Here is a 17,350-nt window from a genome sequence, read left to right as displayed (position 1 = left end):
AGTAATTTGTTTGGATAATAAAAACAATCTGTTAGGGGATTAATTGACTCAGTTTTTATCAGATATGAACTATCCGATTATTGACCGGTTGTACCTAACTCCCCTCTTGAGAGGGGGAAGGGGGTGTGTTATATCCCCGCCATACAACCACCATAATCAGAGTCACTTGACTATTACAGGTTCATTTGCCGTCTGCTTCAGCTGACGGTGTACAAGTTGTTTCTCTCTTTTGGCTTCAGCCACATTTCTCCTAGATAGAAAACTGTAAGAAATGGGACTAAAGTCCAATGAGATAGACCCTTTACTAATCCGTCAGCTGAAGCAGACGGCAAATAAACCTGTTACAAGGCTTGTTTTATTGACTGGCTTTAACACACCCCCTACCCCCTCTCAAGAGGGGAGACAGTTACAACCAGTCAATAAACAGATAGTTCAATTTTGTCTAAACATAAATATTATTCTCCTCCAATAGATAAGAGCGCATATTACCAATAATACTGGTCCATAATTTCTTTCATCCGGGGAGTATCGGCATCGGTGTCGCCGACTTCCTGGCGGAGTGTCAGCAATTCCTGTTTCATCTCTTTGATGATATCCTGATACTGCGGTTCATTATACATATTCTTATCTTCTTTCGGGTCGACTTGCAGGTCATGAAATTCCCAGGCCGGTGTTGTCGGAGTTTCTTCCGAGCCGGTTGCATTCAGACGGTCGCCGTAAAGGAACATCAGTTTATACCGTTCGTTGCGGATACCCATGTGGGCAGGGCGGATGGAATGGTGTGTCCAGTAACGGTAATACATTTCCTTACGCCAGTCGGCCGGTGTTTCACCTTTCAGGTTCTGACGGAAACTTTCTCCCTGTGATTTTTCCGGTGCCTTGATACCCGCGTAATCGGCAAGTGTGGCAGCGAAATCTACATTCAGGATAATATCCTTGTTGCGTGTTCCCGCCGGAATCTCTTTCGGATAACGAATCACGAAAGGCATGTGCAACGGTTCTTCATACATCATACGTTTATCGAACATGCCGTGTTCACCCAGGAAATACCCCTGGTCGGAGACATAGACGATAATTGTATTCTTAGCCAGTCCTTCTTCATCCAGCATCTTGAGCAAACGTCCGATGTTGTCGTCGATGGTCGCGCCGCAACGCAGGTAATCTTTAATCATTTTCTGATAGATTTTCTTGCGGGCAGCCACTTTATCCATACCTTTCGTAGAGAAAGGCAGTTCCGGATAGCGGCACCACCAGGCATCCGGGTCCTTGGAAGCAGTCTCCCAACGCCATCCCATATTCTCTAGTTGCTGTCCAGTGAAGGCCCTACCCGATTTCTCCGGTCCGAACTCCATCATACTTTCCGGTTCCGGAAAGACAACATCATCGTACAGATGTTTCATCCGTTCGGGAAAATCCCAGGGTTCGTGCGTTGCCTTGAAATGACAGCACATCATGAACGGTTTGTTCTTATCCCGGTTACGTATCCAGTCGATGGTCTGGTCGGTAACGATATCGGTAGAGAAACCTTTTACCTCGGTGCCTTGCTTGCCCTTATCGTCGTCCACCCAGTTCTCGGCAGTCTTGAAGATCGGATTGACATATTCTCCCTGGTCATGGAACACATTGAAGTGGTCGAAGCCGGCCGGTTGCCTTTTCAGATGCCATTTACCAATTAAGGCAGTCTGATAACCGCCGGCCTGCATTTGCTTAGCGATATTATCGACTGCCGGGTCCAGCCCGTCCTCCAGCGTATAGACACCGTTGCGGTGGCTGTATGCCCCGGTCATAATGGCGGCACGGCTCGGTGCGGAGATTGAGTTCGTACAGAAACAGTTATCCAGCACGCAGCCTTCGGCGGCCAGGCGGCGGATATTCTCGTTCTTCACATAGTCGGCCAGAATACCTCCGTAGATCCCCCATGCCTGACCTGTATGGTCGTCAGACAAGATAAAGAGAATATTCGGACGTTCTTCTTGGCTTTTCTCTGATTTATTGGCCGAGTTACAGCCAATAAAAGGCAGGCATGTTGCCAACATACCTGCTTTTACAATTAGATTAGCGTTTCTCATTTCTATATTATTATTATTTCAGTTTTCCCGGTTCGCGGCGTCCTGTTCCCTTCACACGTGTCAGGTTATCTCCCAGGTCTTTACGCATATCGTCAGCAATCTTCATCAGCTTGGCTGCTTCTTCCGGATATTGGGAAATAACGTCGTAACGTTCTCCCGGGTCACGGCGCAGGTCATACATCTCGGCTTTCTTCAATTCCAGGTTTGTCAAATCTCCCGGCTGTCCGTCGTTACCCGGCACATAAGCGCCGTAGGTGACATATTTATGCGGGAAGACCAGCTTGAACTTACCGTCCGTGACTGCTTCCAAATCATTTTTGTGATAATAATAAACGAACGATTCGCGCGGGTTGGCATCTTTCTCCCCTTTTATCAAAGGCAGGATGCTGACACCGTCAATCTTACGCTGGGGCAGCGGTGCGCCGCTGATATCTGCCAATGTAGGAAGAAGGTCGATATTGGAAGCCAACTTATTACAGGTTGTTCCCGGCTGGGTAGTACCTTTCCAGTACATCACGCAAGGGATACGGTTACCTCCGTCGAAAGTGGTAGCTTTAGCCTCACGCAATCCGCCGGCCGAACCGGCATGGTTACCGTAGTTCGCCCACGGGCCGTTATCAGACGTAAGGACAATCAGTGTATTTTCTTCCAACCCCTGTTCGCGGAGTGCTTTCAATACTTCACCGACACTCCAGTCCAGTTCCATCATGACATCGCCATACAGTCCCTGTTCGCTTTTTCCTTTAAACTTGTCGGAAACGGCCAGCGGAACATGCGGCATGGAATGTGCCAGATAGATAAAGAACGGTTTATTCTTGTTCTTCTTGATGAAATTGACCGTACGGTTGGTATAATCCGTTGTAAACTGTGACTGGTCGGTGTTATAACCGATAATCTCATTTCCGTCATAGGTCGGCAGGTCCGGGAAATTGAATACCTCTCCCTGCTGCGGATGGAAAGGCCACATATCGTTTGAATAAGGCAATCCGTAATATTCATCGAAACCGTTCTGCAAAGGCAGGAACTGTTTCGCATCGCCCAAATGCCATTTACCGAAAACTGCGGTACTGTATCCTTTCTGCTTCAACAACTCTCCTATCGTCATTTCGTCCGGACTGATGCCATAATCAGAACCCGGTCCCGGAGCACCGGCAAATCCGATACGGTTCGGATAGCATCCGGTCAGCAGTCCGGCACGTGAAGCGCCACTGATAGGTTGCCCGGCCAGAAAATGAGTGAAACGGACTCCCTCTGCCGCCATACGGTCGATATTCGGCGTTTTATATCCGTATGCGCCATTATAAGAAAAATCCCCATAACCGGCATCATCGAGGTTGATGATAATGAAGTTGGTGTAGTTTGCTGCAAGTCCCGTTACTGATAGTCCGGAGGCCGCAGCCAAAAACATTAGCTTACTATTCATGATATCGTGTTTTTATTAGATAATGTTGTTATTATTACCGCATAAGAGCGTTAAAGATACGAATAAAATAAATTTCTTCCGAATGAAAAAACGATTTCATTCGGAAGAAATCAGAATTACTCCCGCATCCTGGTCCGGATGCGGTAAGGTATGTTCAATTATTTCCAACCTGGGTTCTGCACCAGATTTTCATTTAAAAGAGTTTGTTTCAAAGGAATAGGATACAGATAGCATTTATCTTCCCACCCCGGATTCGGTTTCTCGATATAAGTAACGCAGTTTACATAGCGAGGCATTTCCGAACCTTTATACAGACTCTTTGCCAGCGCTTCGCTATTGTAATCTTCTATATTATTAATCTTGACGCCGACAGGCTGTTCATTCAGATAGTTACCTTTTTTCCAACGTTTGATATCGTCAAAACGGAAACCTGAACCCATCAATTCGGAACATCTTTCACGGCGTATCTCCCACAAAACAGGAGCGACATCCGAATCACGGAACTTGTCGAAATCAGCACCGATATTGTTTATCACCATAGCCGCAACGCCGGCACGTGCACGCAACTTGTTGACAGTAGCATCGGCAACGGACTGGTCGAAACGTCCCAGCTCAAACATTGCTTCGGCATGGTTTATCAACACCTCTCCCATACGAAAGATAGGCCCGTCGGTACCTTGTACCTCTCCTTTATCAGCTCCGGGTAACGCATTATAATATTTGTACATGAAGTAACCGGTCTGCGTATCCACACCGCTGACTTTTACTGCCGTCAAATTCGGTATATTTGCAATATAAGAAGCCTTCTTCGACAGAGGCAACATTTTCCTCTCCGGATTATTTTTAGATAACTTACCCATTAAATCCATATACTCACGTTCCACAGCGTTGCCCGTATATTCCCAATGGGATAAATCCGTAGAAACCGTCACTTTATAAGGAGGACAAATTGTATAATACAGACGTAAGTCACGATTTCTGAATTCATCATACACCGTATTGTCGCCATCATAAACGGTAGAAGTAGAAATAGGCCGTCCGTCAGCACATAAGTATTGTTCTACGAGCTTCTTTGAACCTTCATACAAACGTTCGCCAGTCGTACGCTGAGTCAAATCGTGCCCCTTTCCGCTTTCGTTTTCCAGGTACTCCCGATACAGAAGGATACTGCTTTGTCCTTTCAGGCTGGATGAGTTAAACACATCATCATAATCCGCCATCAGTCCCAGATTCTGGTCGATAAGTTTCTGGGAGGCTTTCACGCTTGCTTCCAGATATTTCGTACCGTCTACATTATCCACACTGCCATGATACTTTCTCCAGGTCCCTTCATACAGGCCGAAACGGGAAATAAAAGCACGTACTACATTCGGATTGACGGTATTGTCGCCGTCACCTTTCTCGTTTATATGCTCTTCGGCATACAACAGATTTTCCAACATATGATTGGCAACCACCTCACGGGAATCTTGTTTTGCATACAACACATCCACGTCTCCGGTCCCTACCAGATGTTCCAGCCAGGGCAAGTCACCGAACTTCTGAAGAAGTTTGAAGTATTCATGAGCACGGAAAAAATAACCGACTCCACGCCAGTGCGCTTTCTCCTTTTCCGTCATCTGTGAGTTTTCGATATTATCCAGCATCAGATTCACCCGGCGGATAAATTCAAACGTCCATGTATCCGCACTTACATTCGAAGCAGACATACGGTTGTTTACCCAGGCGATACCACGGGCATCATTCGAATCGAACAACATATCCGATACATCTCCTGCCTGAGGATAGTTCTGATAAGCAATCAGTGTTTTATTGTACAATCCCCACGCGTACATTTTAAAATTATCATAAGTCGTAAAGACCGTGTTTTCCGTTTCTTTATCGATCGGGTATTTATCCAGGAATTCATCATTCAGGCAAGAAGTACCTCCAATAAGAAAAGCAGCCAGACATGCTGATAAATATATTTTTTTCATAAGAATCAAGTGTTATACAAATTATAAAGTAACATTAATACCAAAAGAGAATTTCTTCATGAACGGATATAAGTCATTAATACTCATCGTTTGTTCAGGGTCCATTCCTTTATACATATGATGTTTTGTCCAGAGGTCTTCACCACTAAAGAATACTTTAAAAGCCGAAATCGCTCTTGTTTTCTCAAGCCAGCTACTCGGGAATGAATAACTCAATGTGATATTTTTCAGTTTGATGTAAGAGGCATCCATCAGATATTTAGTCTGATTCCTTCTGTTGAAACCATCCGTTCCCTGATTCACACCTGTCTGGTTTCCTAAACGGGGATAATAAGCATTCGGATTTTCAGGAGTCCAATAATCCAGGTGGTGTTTCAATACAGTAGCAGCAGCATTCGGGTTATCCGTGTTGGTATGCGGCCATGCCAGGAAATTTGATTTACCGTCCGTACCGACAATCAGGTCACGTTTTCCAATTCCCTGGAAGAATACGGTCAGGTCAAAACCTTTCCAACCCACACCGGCATTGATTGCATACGGATAGCGTCTGGAATTATTACCGATAATCTTTCTGTCACCCGCATCTTTAGCCGTGTTATCACCTGAGTTATCAATTTTACCATTTCCGTTTAAGTCTTTGAACAGGATATCACCCGGTCTCGGGTCACGTACATACGGGTCGATAGTAGGAACTCCTTCTTTCAGTTTATAGATACCTTTCGCCTCATCAATCGTTTCGAAATCATCTTCCGTATAGAAACGGTCTGTAACAAATCCCCAGATTTCCCCTATTTCCTGACCTACACGATAAGTAGACAATGATTCTGTCGGGTTATCGAACTTCGTTACTTTTGAACGTGAATCATACAGGTTCAAACCGATGTTATAACGCCAGTCTTTACCGATACGGTCTCTCCAGTTTATTGCCAACTCCCAACCTTTTGTACGCAAGTCGGCCGAATTTTCCAACGGAGAAGAACCGCCAAGCACAGAAGGAAGTTCCTTACCCGGAGCCAACATACCTTTCGTATCACGACGATACCAGTCAAATACCAGGTCTAAACGGTTATCGAACATACCCAAGTCGAAACCGATATCCAGCGTCTCTACCTTTTCCCAGGTAAAGCTCGAACTAACCAAAGCCGGAACTTTACGGGTTATATTCCATAAGCCATTTTCCAGCCATCCGTTTTCCGTAGCCATTACGCCCAGGAATGCATAGTTCTTAATTGCCTGGTTACCTACCTGTCCGAAAGAACCTCTCAGCTTGAAGTTCGTAACATATTCCTTCGACCAATCCATGAATTTTTCTTCAGAAACTCTCCAACCCAACGAGAAAGAAGGGAAGAAACCGAAACGGTTGCCTGAAGGGAATTTGGAAGAACCATCATAACGCCCGTTCGTTTCAAACAGATATTTTCCTTTATAGTTATAAGAAGCTCTGTAATACAAACCACGTAGCGAATATTCGTCATATTCATCGCCGGTAGTCATGGTACCGTCCGCGCCGCTCAATGAGGGATGTTCCGGATTTACCACATGCAATTTCTTTCCCCAAACTCTACGCATGTAACTGTATTCCTGGTTGAAACCTGCCATTACACTGAAAGAGTGGTCGTTTATCGTCTTATCGTAATTTCCGTAAACGTTGATTGCATTGTAGTTGATATGCTTTTCATCCAACTGGTATGAAGAGTTACCGCTATAGGAGTCCGCCACTGAGAAATAGTTGTTTTCCGCATTGACATACTTCACTGTTTTCTGGTATTCGTCCTGGTCGTAATTTGTTCTGTTGAAAGTATATTCAGCATTGATTAACAGCCCTTCCATCGGATTAAAAATAGCTTTACCGAAAAGACGGATATCTTCGTTGTTCTTTGCCTGGACCGGAGAATTCATGATATTCCAGCGGGGAGTACCGATTGGATAAGTTTCCCCGTTTATCTCAACGTCACCTTCCGGATAATAAGTCGGCAGCAATTGGGCCAGACGATACGGAGACCAGTTTCTCAACGTATTCATATTCGGGTTAGTCGTTTTCGACTTGGAGTATTTAATATCCGCCTGCACTTTCAACCAGGAAGTAATTTCCGTATTCACGAAAGAAGACAGGTTGTATCTGTTATAACCGTCCTTATCCGTAACCAGAATACCGTCTTCATCCAGGTATCCGAAAGATAGACGGTAAGCAGACTTGGCTGTACCGCCGCTCACTGAAACATTATGTGTCTGCTGGAAACCATAATTATCCATCATACGTTCCAAGTGGTTGTTCTCTTTTAAATCGTAGCGGTTACCATTATCATCCATATAATAGCCTAACGGATATTTACCCGGATTTGCCTGGTAATCTTCCAGATAGCCCAACCACGCAGTGATATCCTGTCCGTTGTTATAACGGCCGTTCTTATATCCCATATCATTATAGAAACGGACTGTTTCCAGCGGAGACGCTTTTTCTATCAAAGACTGAGGCTTTGAGAATGCAAAGTTGTTGTTGTAATTGATAGAACCTTTTGCTCTTTATTCGCCTGTTTGGTTGTAATCAAAATAACACCGAAAGCAGCACGTGCACCGTAGATAGCAGCAGAAGCCGCATCCTTCAAGACTGTTACCGTTTCAATATCGGACGGAGAAATCATATTGATATCCATCGGAACGTTATCGACCAATACCAACGGTTCGCCTTCTCCGTATTCGTCGATATTCAGACGGTTGGTACCGCGAACATTCAATGTCATACTCTTACCCGGGCTACCGGCATTGGTGGTAATTGTCAGACCCGGCATAGCTCCCTGCAACGCCTGGCTGGCGGAAACGACCGGACGGTCACCCATTACCTCTTCCATCTTCACCGTACTCACGGCACCTGTCAGATTGGCTTTTTTCTGTGTACCGAAACCTACGACAACAACTTCATCCAGCGTCTGGGTATCTTCCAGCAACTTAACTGCATATTGCGACTGCTGTCCGTCTACACGTATCTCTTTGTTCAGATAACCGATGTAGGAAATCGTCAGTGTACTGCCGGACGGAACATCCAGGCTGAATTTACCGTCGATATCTGTAATTGTGCCGTTAGTGGTACCTTTCACTACCACATTCGCACCGATAACAGCATCTCCTCTGTCGTCTGTTACCACACCTGAAATTTTCTTTTCCGGCTGTGCCTGCTGACGGGACGGAGCAGCGTTGGTTTTACGCACGCTGACTGCAATGGTATTGTTCTCCCGGTTAAAATCCAGACCGGTCTGTTTGGATATTTCAGTTAAGACGTCTTTCAACGGTTTGCTATTAAAGGACAAATTGACCGTTAACTTGTTGTTGGTGACGATCTCGCCGTAGAAGAACTTGACTCCCGTTTGCTGGGAAATCTCTTTGAGGACCTTTTCTACCGGTTGATTGTGGACCTCAACGGTCACTACTTCTGATTTTATCGTTTGGGCCATCGCCGGTTGTGCGCATACAACTGCTAAAAAAACAAAAAGTACAGCATAACAAGCCCAACAATACTTCTTAATATTAAGGAAGTTCATAAATTTGGAATGTTTTATGGTTGTTTTGAATAGTAATTTAAAACGACTCCGTATAGATTGTCTGGCCTCCACTCCGGACAATCGGTAGAGTATAAGGGAGGTCTCTGTGACCTTCCTTTTCTTTTTGTGGATAAGTTAACTGGTGTCTTTCATGTAAGTATCAATTTAGAATAAGTTAATAATCAATTCTTATATAAAACTATTTTGTCATTTTCTATCCTGTATTTTATATCTGTTGAATATTGTATCGATTTAAGTACTGCTTCCAGACTTTTATTATCATGTTCCCCGTAAATATAATCGTCATATTCCGCACCCGGGGCAAATTCAATAGTCCGGTTATACATGCGGACCAGTTCATTGACAACGGTCCGTATGGGAGTCCTGTTAAAGTAAAGACCACCTTTTATCCAGACAGTGGAAAGCCTTGCATCTTCATTCCGTTTCTGGAACTCGCCTTTCGTCTTATCCATCACGAACTGTTCATCCGGCAACAGGCGCATCATCGCTTCCGGTAAATCGACCTGCACTTTCCCCGTCTGAACACTAACAGTCAACTGCTCGTCCATATCGAAGGCTTTCACATTGAAGGAAGTACCCAGCACCTTTACATCGGCATCTTTCGTATGGATAAGGAAAGGTTTCTCTTCATCCCGGGTTACTTCGAAAAATGCTTCTCCATTCATCTCTATCCGGCGGACATCAGTAATGAACTCCCGGGGATATCTTAAATAAGAACCGGCATTCAATGTTACGGAAGTCCCGTCCGGCAAAATAACCCGTTTATGTTCGCCGTTCTTCACATGCACTTCCGTATATGTCAATACCTTTTCCTGATTCGAACGTATCAGGCGGAATCCGCCCCAACCTATCGACAAGATGACAGCCACGATTACCACATATCTCAAATAGGGAATAAAGGAGAAACGTTTCTCCGGTTTCCGGATGCGCGACAATAACAAACGGGCCTCTTCCCTGTATTGCTGATGCTGCAACGACGAAACCTCATCTTCCTCCATTTCTTCCCATACAGTGTCCATTGCTTCGGATATTTCCGTATTGTACTTTCCGGCATGGAAATGCTTCAACAAGTCGTCGGCATCTTTACGGGTGTAGAGGCCGTCGACGAATCGTTTCAATAGGTTGTTTATATACTTCAAATCTGCCATATTATCGGTGCATGTATTTATAGTACCACGAAACGAGGTACAACTGGGATATGATTAACTTTTATTATGAATTCAGACAAAAGAGCAGTACTAGTAAATCGGCATACGTCCCGGAGTATTTCACTAAATATGAACGTATTACTTTCAAAGACGCAGAGATATGCTGCTGGACAGTATAAACTGAAATATTTAATTCTTCCGCTATTTCCTTATGAGACTTCATCTCTTTCCGGCTCATATCGAAGATACGGCGTTGCTGTGAAGTCAAATCGAGCAGAGCCTTTTCGAGCAGTTGGTTCAGGTCGTCATCCAATATTTTATCTTACGTATCATTGGTCACATCCACCGAACCGGACAAGATGATATTTTTAAGTTGTTGTTCTTTCTCTATCCCGGCCAGCAGATTGAGAATCCGGTTTTTCACAATTGTATAAACATAAGGTGCAAAAGGAGAATCCGGATTCAGGAAACGCCTGTTTTGCCAGACGGAGGTGAAAGCATCCTGAAAAACATCTTCTGCAAATTCTTTCGATTTAAGAAACTTCATCGCAAAGAACATCAGCCTGTTCTTATACAAAGCGTATAATTCACAGAATGCAGACTCGTCATCCTGAATCAAACCTGCAATAAGTATCTTTTCCTGTTCTGAATTATTATACATTTAAACTAATAAGTGGAAACACAATCCATACTCTTCATGTCCTAAGACTTGTCAAATATAGAGATATTCTATATACCTCACAAACATGTCTGTAAAATAAGACCGGCATTCCTGCGAACTTCTTTAATTCTATCTACGATTTTATTAAGTCAACAGGAAAGCGTACATTTGTGTGATTTTTACGAAAGGATTAGATTGCAGATGAAAGTATGTATTGCTGAAAAACCGAGTGTGGCACGAGAGATTGCCGAAGTACTGGGGGCTACAAAAAGAATGAATGGGTATATTGAAGGAAACGGATATCAGGTTACCTGGACATTCGGACATCTGTGTACACTCAAGGAACCTCACGAATACACTGACGACTGGAAACGATGGAGCCTGGGAGCACTTCCTATGATCCCCCCCCGTTTCGGCATCAAGTTGATTAGTAACCCGACCTACGAACAACAGTTCAAAGTGATTGAAAGCCTGATGCAGAATGCAGAGATGGTCATCAACTGCGGTGATGCCGGCCAGGAAGGAGAACTGATTCAACGTTGGGTGATGCAGAAAGCCGGCTGTAAATGCCCGGTTTACCGTTTATGGATATCATCCCTTACCGAAGAAGCCATTCGCGAAGGTTTCCAGCATCTGAAAGAACAGACTGAATTTGCCAGACTATACGAGGCCGGATTATCCCGTGCCATAGGCGACTGGTTGCTGGGAATGAATGCAACCCGATTATATACAATCCGTTACGGACAGAACCGGCAGGTGCTTTCTATCGGCCGTGTCCAGACACCGACACTGGCACTGATTGTAAACCGCCAGGCAGAGATAGATAATTTCAAGCCCGAACCTTACTGGGAGTTGAAAACCGTCTACCGGAATACAACCTTCTCCGCTACCAAGGGTAAATTCACCAAAAAGGAAGAAGGGGAAGCCTTCCTCGAAATCGTACAGCAGGAAGACTTTACCGTCACCGATATTTCCGAAAAGAAAGGGAAGGAATATGCCCCCCGCCTTTTCGACCTGACCTCGTTGCAGGTGGAATGCAACAAAAAGTTTGCATTTACCGCCGACGATACATTAAAACTGATTCAGTCATTATATGAAAAGAAAGTGACCACCTACCCCCGTGTAGATACCACTTTCTTGAGTGATGATATTTACCCGAAAGTTCCGAATACGCTGAAAGGGCTGGTCGATTATACCGAACTGACGGCTTCCCTGTTGAATGCCAAGATTCCCAAAAGCAAAAAAGTATTCGACAACTCAAAGGTAACCGACCACCACGCCATCATCCCGACCGGTGTACCCGCCCGTAACCTGACGGAGAATGAACGGAAGGTATATGACCTGGTTGCCCGTCGTTTCATCGCCGCCTTTTATCCGGACTGTGAAATCTCCACCACAACCGTACTCGGTAAAGTGGGTAAAGTAGATTTCAAAGTAACCGGAAAACAGATATTAAAACCGGGATGGCGCGTCGTATTCGGTGCGGAGCAAAAGGACCCGGATGCCGAACCGACCGAGGAAGAAGGCGTATTGCCGGACTTCACCAAAGGAGAAACCGGACCGCATAAACCTTTATTAAAGGAGACTTGGACGACTCCGCCCAAGCCTTATACAGAGGCTACGTTGCTCCGTGCAATGGAAACGGCCGGTAAGCTGGTCGATAATGACGATTTGCGTGATGCCTTGAAGGAAAACGGTATCGGCCGCCCTTCCACCCGTGCAGCTATCATTGAAACGCTTTTCAAACGTAACTATATCCGTAAAGAACGAAAGAACCTGTTCCCTACCGCCACCGGAAAGGAATTGATAGGTACAATACACGAAGAGTTACTGAAAAGTGCCGAACTGACCGGTTTATGGGAAAAGAAACTGCGTCAGATAGAACGTGGTACTTATGAGGCAAAAACATTCCTGGACGAACTCAAACAGATGGTCCACCAGGTAGTCATCAACGTCCTTTCCGACCAGTCCACCCGCACCATCACCATCGAGGAGGCCGCCAAAGAAGCACCGAAAGAGGAGAAAAAAGAAAAGAAACCCCGCAAGCCGCGTGCCAAAAAGGAAGAGGCTCCCAAAGAGAAAGCAGTCCCCCAACAACCGGCAAAACCGGTTTGTCCCATCTGCAAGAAAGGAAATATCCTGCGAGGCAAAACAGCTTACGGTTGTTCCGAATATAAGAATGGTTGTACATTCCGGCTGGATTATGCGACTTATGGGGAAGGGTTATCGGATGAGGAATTGGCAAAGGTCATCGGAAATTTGTAACGACACGGTCATTTATCATTATAGTGTTCTTTTGCTTGCACGACCGTTACAATTACCTTGTCTTCCTCGACTGGGATGTTCACGTAGTTCATTTAATAAAACATTCACTTTCTTAGCTCCTGCTTTATCACCGGCACGAGAAAAGGAAGCAATCTCTATCTTTGCCTCCTCAGTAATAATTAATGTATATTTCATAAACCAAGTAATTCCTTCTGAAGCTCAGGGGTCAATTCCACAACTTCACCATTCTCCCTCTGCTTCACTGATTTCCGGAAATGAGCAAGATTTGCCGGATTAGTAAAAAAGGGGTCTTCTTTCGGAGTGGTAATACGTTTGACGGAAGCTTTCACTTTCTTTACTAATTCCATATCATCCAAGGCTAATATAATTCTCGCCAGTTCAGCTTTTTCAGCTTCCATGGCCATAGTTGATTTTGTCATAGTTATTCTTTTTTATTATGTCCTTGACAAAAGTAATAATTAAATTCCACATTCCAACTACCTTTATTCCTTATCTTTGCAACCTCAAAAACAAAGAAAAAGATGAAAGAAGAATGGTTCCCTCTCGTCAACGAAATGGGAGAAACAATAGGTAAAGCGACCCGAAAAGAATGTCATAGCGGAAGCAAACAACTGCATCCGGTCATCCATCTGCATATCTTTAATGATGCCGGAGAACTATATCTGCAAAAACGTTCCATGACCAAAGATATCCAACCCGGTAAATGGGATACGGCTGTCGGAGGACATATCGATTACGGGGAAACGGTCGAAGAAGCTCTCCGCCGGGAAGTCCGTGAAGAGTTGGGCATTACAGCATTCACACCCCAATTCATCACCCGTTACGTCTTTGAATCAGCTATCGAAAAAGAGCTCGTCAATACATTCCGCACAATTTACAACGGAGAAATCAAACCGGACACCGAGGAACTGGACGGCGGACGTTTCTGGTCGCTCGAAGAAATCAAGTCGAACCTGGGACAAAATGTGTTTACTCCTAATTTTGAACAGGAGTTTAAGAGGTTGTTTCTATAATATTGGAATCTGCATTAAATACATGCAACTAAATAAATAAGGTGCTATTTCGACCAAAAAGAGGATGCTCTTTTGAAGCATCCTCTCTCACTTATTATATGTATAGAATTTTACTTACACATCTCATTAATCACCGCAATCAACTCGCCGCCGATCTCTTCAGCTTCTTTCATGGTGTGAGCTTCGGAATAGATACGGATGATCGGTTCAGTATTACTTTTACGGAGGTGAACCCATTTGTCAGGGAAGTCGATCTTTACACCGTCGATATCAGTGATATCATACTGAGCAAATTTTTCTTTCACCTTAGCCAGGATTGCATCCACATCGATCTCCGGAGTCAGCTGTACTTTCTGCTTCGAGATAAAATACGGAGGATAGCTGGCACGTAATTCGCTTGTTTTCATTTTCTTCTTTGCCAGATGAGTCAGGAACAAGGCAATACCAACCAAGGCATCACGACCGTAATGGCTGGCCGGATAGATCACACCACCGTTACCTTCACCACCAATCACAGCGTTTGTCGCTTTCATCTTAGTAACGACATTTACTTCACCTACCGCAGCTGCATTATATTCGCAACCATGAGCACGGGTTACATCACGTAACGCACGGCTTGAACTCAGGTTACTTACCGTATTACCCGGCGTATGACTCAATATATAATCGGCTACTGCCACCAATGTGTACTCTTCGCCGAACATTTCACCATCTTCGCAGATAATAGCCAAACGGTCTACGTCCGGATCGACAACAAAACCGACATCCGCTTTAGCATGTTTCATCAGGTCTGAAATCTCTGTCAGGTTTTCTGGAATAGGTTCCGGATTATGAGAGAAATTTCCGTGAGGAGCACAATGCAGTTTAAAGATTTCCTTCACACCCAAAGCATAAAGTAAATCCGGCAAAACAATACCACCCACTGAGTTTACAGCATCAATAGCCACCCGGAAGTTAGCCGCTTTAATCGCTTCTACGTCTACCAGGTCAAGATTAAGTACACTCTCGATATGTTTCTGTTTATATGTATCGTCAACGATCACTTTTCCCAAATGATCCACATCGGCAAATTCAAAACTTTCAGAAGCTGCAATATCCAAAACTTCAGCACCTTCGGCTGCATTCAGGAACTCTCCTTTTTCGTTCAACAACTTCAAGGCATTCCACTGTTTCGGATTATGGCTGGCAGTCAGGATAATACCACCGCAAGCGCCTTCCATAGCAACGGCTAATTCAGTAGTCGGGGTTGTAGCCAGGTCGATATCGACCACATCAAATCCCATACCGGTAAGCGTACCCAAAACCACCTGTTTTACCATCGGACCGGAGATACGGGCATCACGTCCTACTACGATTTTGTTTGTTGTAACTGTCGTGTTTTTTCTGATGAAGGTAGCATAAGCTGCCACAAACTTCACAATGGCTAACGGATTCAATCCGTCTTCCGGTGCTCCGCCTATTGTACCGCGAATACCGGAAATAGATTTAATTAGAGTCATAAGTATGTTAGATTATTTTTCGAATGTATATTTTACTTTACTAAAATAAACAGGAACATAACTGCTTTGGAAATAATTGCCCATTCTCTTAAATGGAACAATCATTCTGACAGTAGCGCCTTCTCCTACATGGTATAAAGCTGTAGCCAACCCTTCACCTACAAATAAATCCGGATCATAACTTCTACTCTCCCCGGAGTAAACATTATAGCCAAATACAAATTCTGTAGGGAAGCCATAATATCCAGGTCCATAAGTCAGATTATTAACCATGTTATATGCAGTATCAGAATCTAAGATTCCTTTAGCTTCGAAACGACAAAAAACTTTAGTTGTGCCCAATACTGCCCGATTTCCATTACCTGAGTCAATCACATTCAGATACACATCATTATCCAACTTCACAAATTCATTTTCCTTAAAAACGCCATCCGACGGGTAGTTTTAAGAATCTTAAATCCTTCATGATCAATCAACCGATCAATCGCTTTCCTCTCATCCTTCAACCTCTCAGTGTACGACTTCGTTTTATCGCATGACACCACCATTAGGGCTGCACACAAAATCATCAGGATATAAAAACCTTTCTTCATCTGTTATTCTTTAATGTATAAATGAGCGACAAATGTAAATAATATCTGCCATATCTCAGGCAAGTTTCTCTATTTCTTCTGTTTTATTAGGATTAAATTCTTTTAATCCCTTCTCAAACGTAGCTACAGCATCCTCTAAAGAGCCGAAAAACTCTCCCCCCGACGCATTTTTATGACCACCGCCATTAAAATACTGACAAGCAAACTGATTGCAAGGGAAATCACCTACCGACCGGAGAGATACTTTAATGTAATCCCTATCTTCACGGATAAAGACACTAAAAGTAACTCCTTCAATACTCAACGGCATATTGACAAAACCTTCCGTATCACCTGTTTTGTAATGAAACCGGTCCAATTCCTCCTTTGAAAGAGTTATCAAAGCCGCATGATGTTCCGGATAAATCTTCATCTTTTCATACAGAACATATCCCTGCATCCGTAACCGTGATTCGGAATACACCTGGAATACTTTACGATATATCAGATCTTTGTCTATACCTTTCTTTATCAACTCACTGACAATCGTGTAAATCTCCGGTTTATTGGAGTTATAGGTAAAAGAACCTGTATCCGTCATCATCCCGGTATAAATACATGCCGCCGCCTCTTTACTCATTAGGTCAAACATTCCCATCCGGCAAATAAAACGGAAAATCATCTCACTTGTTGACGACATTTCCGGATACGACATTGTTACGCGGCAAAAGTCAGCTGGGTTCAGATGATGATCGATCATCACCTTACGCCCTTCCGATGCAATAACCGCAGGCGCCAGTTTCTCTATGCGTTTGGGTTCATTAAAGTCCAGACAGAAGATCACATCTGCATCATGGATCAGCTGTTCCGCAAAATCAGGATACTTTTCATGTATCACAATATCTTTCGCCCCCGGCATCCATCTGTAAAATGACGGAAATTCATTCGGGACGATAACCGTTACATTGTCTTTACCGTAAGTAGTAAGGAAATGGTACAACCCCAAAGAAGAACCGAGAGCGTCACCATCAGGAGTAACGTGGGTTACAATAACAAAACTTTCGCCTTTCTCTACGTATTTCTTGGCTTTCTGAATTTTCTCTTCGTGAATGATTTTTGTAATCATATATTATCGTTGTTTACAGT

14 protein-coding genes and 1 pseudogene are annotated in these 17,350 nt (G+C 44.0%); 2 read left to right on the top strand and 13 right to left on the bottom strand.

What is annotated here, in order from left to right; all coding sequences use genetic code 11:
- Positions 1 to 485: 485 nt before the first annotated feature.
- The 7 genes and pseudogenes from DXA15_RS08265 to DXA15_RS08240 all read right to left on the bottom strand — a co-directional run bounded on the left by DXA15_RS08265 (position 486) and on the right by DXA15_RS08240 (position 10,834).
- Positions 486 to 2,069 carry a sulfatase gene (locus DXA15_RS08265; RefSeq protein ID WP_128133721.1) on the bottom strand — a complete coding sequence of 528 codons (1,584 nt, stop codon included), beginning with the start codon at positions 2,067 to 2,069 and terminating at the stop codon, positions 486 to 488.
- Between the two features lie 13 nt (positions 2,070 to 2,082).
- Positions 2,083 to 3,492: a sulfatase gene (locus tag DXA15_RS08260; protein WP_128133720.1), complete on the bottom strand. Its 1,410-nt coding sequence runs from the start codon at positions 3,490 to 3,492 to the stop codon at positions 2,083 to 2,085.
- A gap of 158 nt (positions 3,493 to 3,650) precedes the next feature.
- Positions 3,651 to 5,468, bottom strand: a complete 1,818-nt coding sequence (locus DXA15_RS08255) for a RagB/SusD family nutrient uptake outer membrane protein (RefSeq protein WP_128133719.1) — start codon at positions 5,466 to 5,468, stop codon at positions 3,651 to 3,653.
- A gap of 21 nt (positions 5,469 to 5,489) precedes the next feature.
- Complete coding sequence (locus tag DXA15_RS08250; RefSeq protein ID WP_233566990.1) at positions 5,490 to 7,934, bottom strand: SusC/RagA family TonB-linked outer membrane protein; 2,445 nt, start codon at positions 7,932 to 7,934, stop codon at positions 5,490 to 5,492.
- Positions 7,931 to 9,004, bottom strand: a complete 1,074-nt coding sequence (locus DXA15_RS26110) for a carboxypeptidase-like regulatory domain-containing protein (RefSeq protein ID WP_233566984.1) — start codon at positions 9,002 to 9,004, stop codon at positions 7,931 to 7,933. The genes DXA15_RS08250 and DXA15_RS26110 overlap by 4 nt, the downstream gene beginning before the upstream one ends.
- A 182-nt stretch (positions 9,005 to 9,186) precedes the next feature.
- Positions 9,187 to 10,173 carry a FecR family protein gene (locus DXA15_RS08245; protein ID WP_128133718.1) on the bottom strand — a complete coding sequence of 329 codons (987 nt, stop codon included), beginning with the start codon at positions 10,171 to 10,173 and terminating at the stop codon, positions 9,187 to 9,189.
- A gap of 64 nt (positions 10,174 to 10,237) precedes the next feature.
- A pseudogene (locus tag DXA15_RS08240) lies at positions 10,238 to 10,834 on the bottom strand (RNA polymerase sigma-70 factor).
- 201 nt (positions 10,835 to 11,035) lie between these two features.
- On the opposite strand from DXA15_RS08240, the gene DXA15_RS08235 reads away from it, so the two are divergent.
- A complete protein-coding gene (locus tag DXA15_RS08235) occupies positions 11,036 to 13,099 on the top strand; it encodes a DNA topoisomerase 3 (RefSeq protein ID WP_128133717.1) in 2,064 nt (687 codons plus the stop codon).
- A gap of 18 nt (positions 13,100 to 13,117) precedes the next feature.
- On the opposite strand, the gene DXA15_RS25255 is transcribed toward DXA15_RS08235, so the two are convergent.
- A complete protein-coding gene (locus DXA15_RS25255) occupies positions 13,118 to 13,294 on the bottom strand; it encodes a hypothetical protein (RefSeq protein WP_158579648.1) in 177 nt (58 codons plus the stop codon).
- Positions 13,291 to 13,539 (bottom strand): hypothetical protein, encoded by a 249-nt coding sequence (locus tag DXA15_RS08230; RefSeq protein WP_128133716.1) that lies wholly within the window; start codon positions 13,537 to 13,539, stop codon positions 13,291 to 13,293. Before DXA15_RS08230 ends, DXA15_RS25255 begins: the two co-directional genes overlap by 4 nt.
- 102 nt (positions 13,540 to 13,641) lie before the next feature.
- Here DXA15_RS08230 and DXA15_RS08225 point away from each other — a divergent pair, with 102 nt between their 5' ends.
- Positions 13,642 to 14,133 (top strand): NUDIX domain-containing protein, encoded by a 492-nt coding sequence (locus DXA15_RS08225; protein ID WP_046147495.1) that lies wholly within the window; start codon positions 13,642 to 13,644, stop codon positions 14,131 to 14,133.
- A gap of 110 nt (positions 14,134 to 14,243) precedes the next feature.
- Here DXA15_RS08225 and glmM read toward each other — a convergent pair whose 3' ends face one another.
- The 4 genes from glmM to DXA15_RS08210 form a co-directional block, all read right to left on the bottom strand.
- Positions 14,244 to 15,632, bottom strand: a complete 1,389-nt coding sequence (gene glmM / locus DXA15_RS08220) for a phosphoglucosamine mutase (protein ID WP_128133715.1) — start codon at positions 15,630 to 15,632, stop codon at positions 14,244 to 14,246.
- A gap of 12 nt (positions 15,633 to 15,644) precedes the next feature.
- A complete protein-coding gene (locus DXA15_RS08215) occupies positions 15,645 to 16,037 on the bottom strand; it encodes a DUF4827 family protein (protein ID WP_233566982.1) in 393 nt (130 codons plus the stop codon).
- Positions 16,034 to 16,180 carry a DUF4827 family protein gene (locus DXA15_RS27915; RefSeq protein ID WP_369683044.1) on the bottom strand — a complete coding sequence of 49 codons (147 nt, stop codon included), beginning with the start codon at positions 16,178 to 16,180 and terminating at the stop codon, positions 16,034 to 16,036. Before DXA15_RS27915 ends, DXA15_RS08215 begins: the two co-directional genes overlap by 4 nt.
- Before the next feature lie 100 nt (positions 16,181 to 16,280).
- Positions 16,281 to 17,330, bottom strand: coding sequence for a bifunctional oligoribonuclease/PAP phosphatase NrnA (locus DXA15_RS08210; protein ID WP_048315739.1), 1,050 nt, complete (start codon positions 17,328 to 17,330; stop codon positions 16,281 to 16,283).
- Between the last annotated feature and the right edge of the window lie 20 nt (positions 17,331 to 17,350).

It is taken from the genome of Parabacteroides sp. AM58-2XD, assembly GCF_003463685.1.
Taxonomy (GTDB): domain Bacteria; phylum Bacteroidota; class Bacteroidia; order Bacteroidales; family Tannerellaceae; genus Parabacteroides; species Parabacteroides segnis.
The sequence above is the reverse complement of the archived record's forward strand: the minus strand, read 5'-3'. Positions and strand labels throughout refer to the sequence as shown.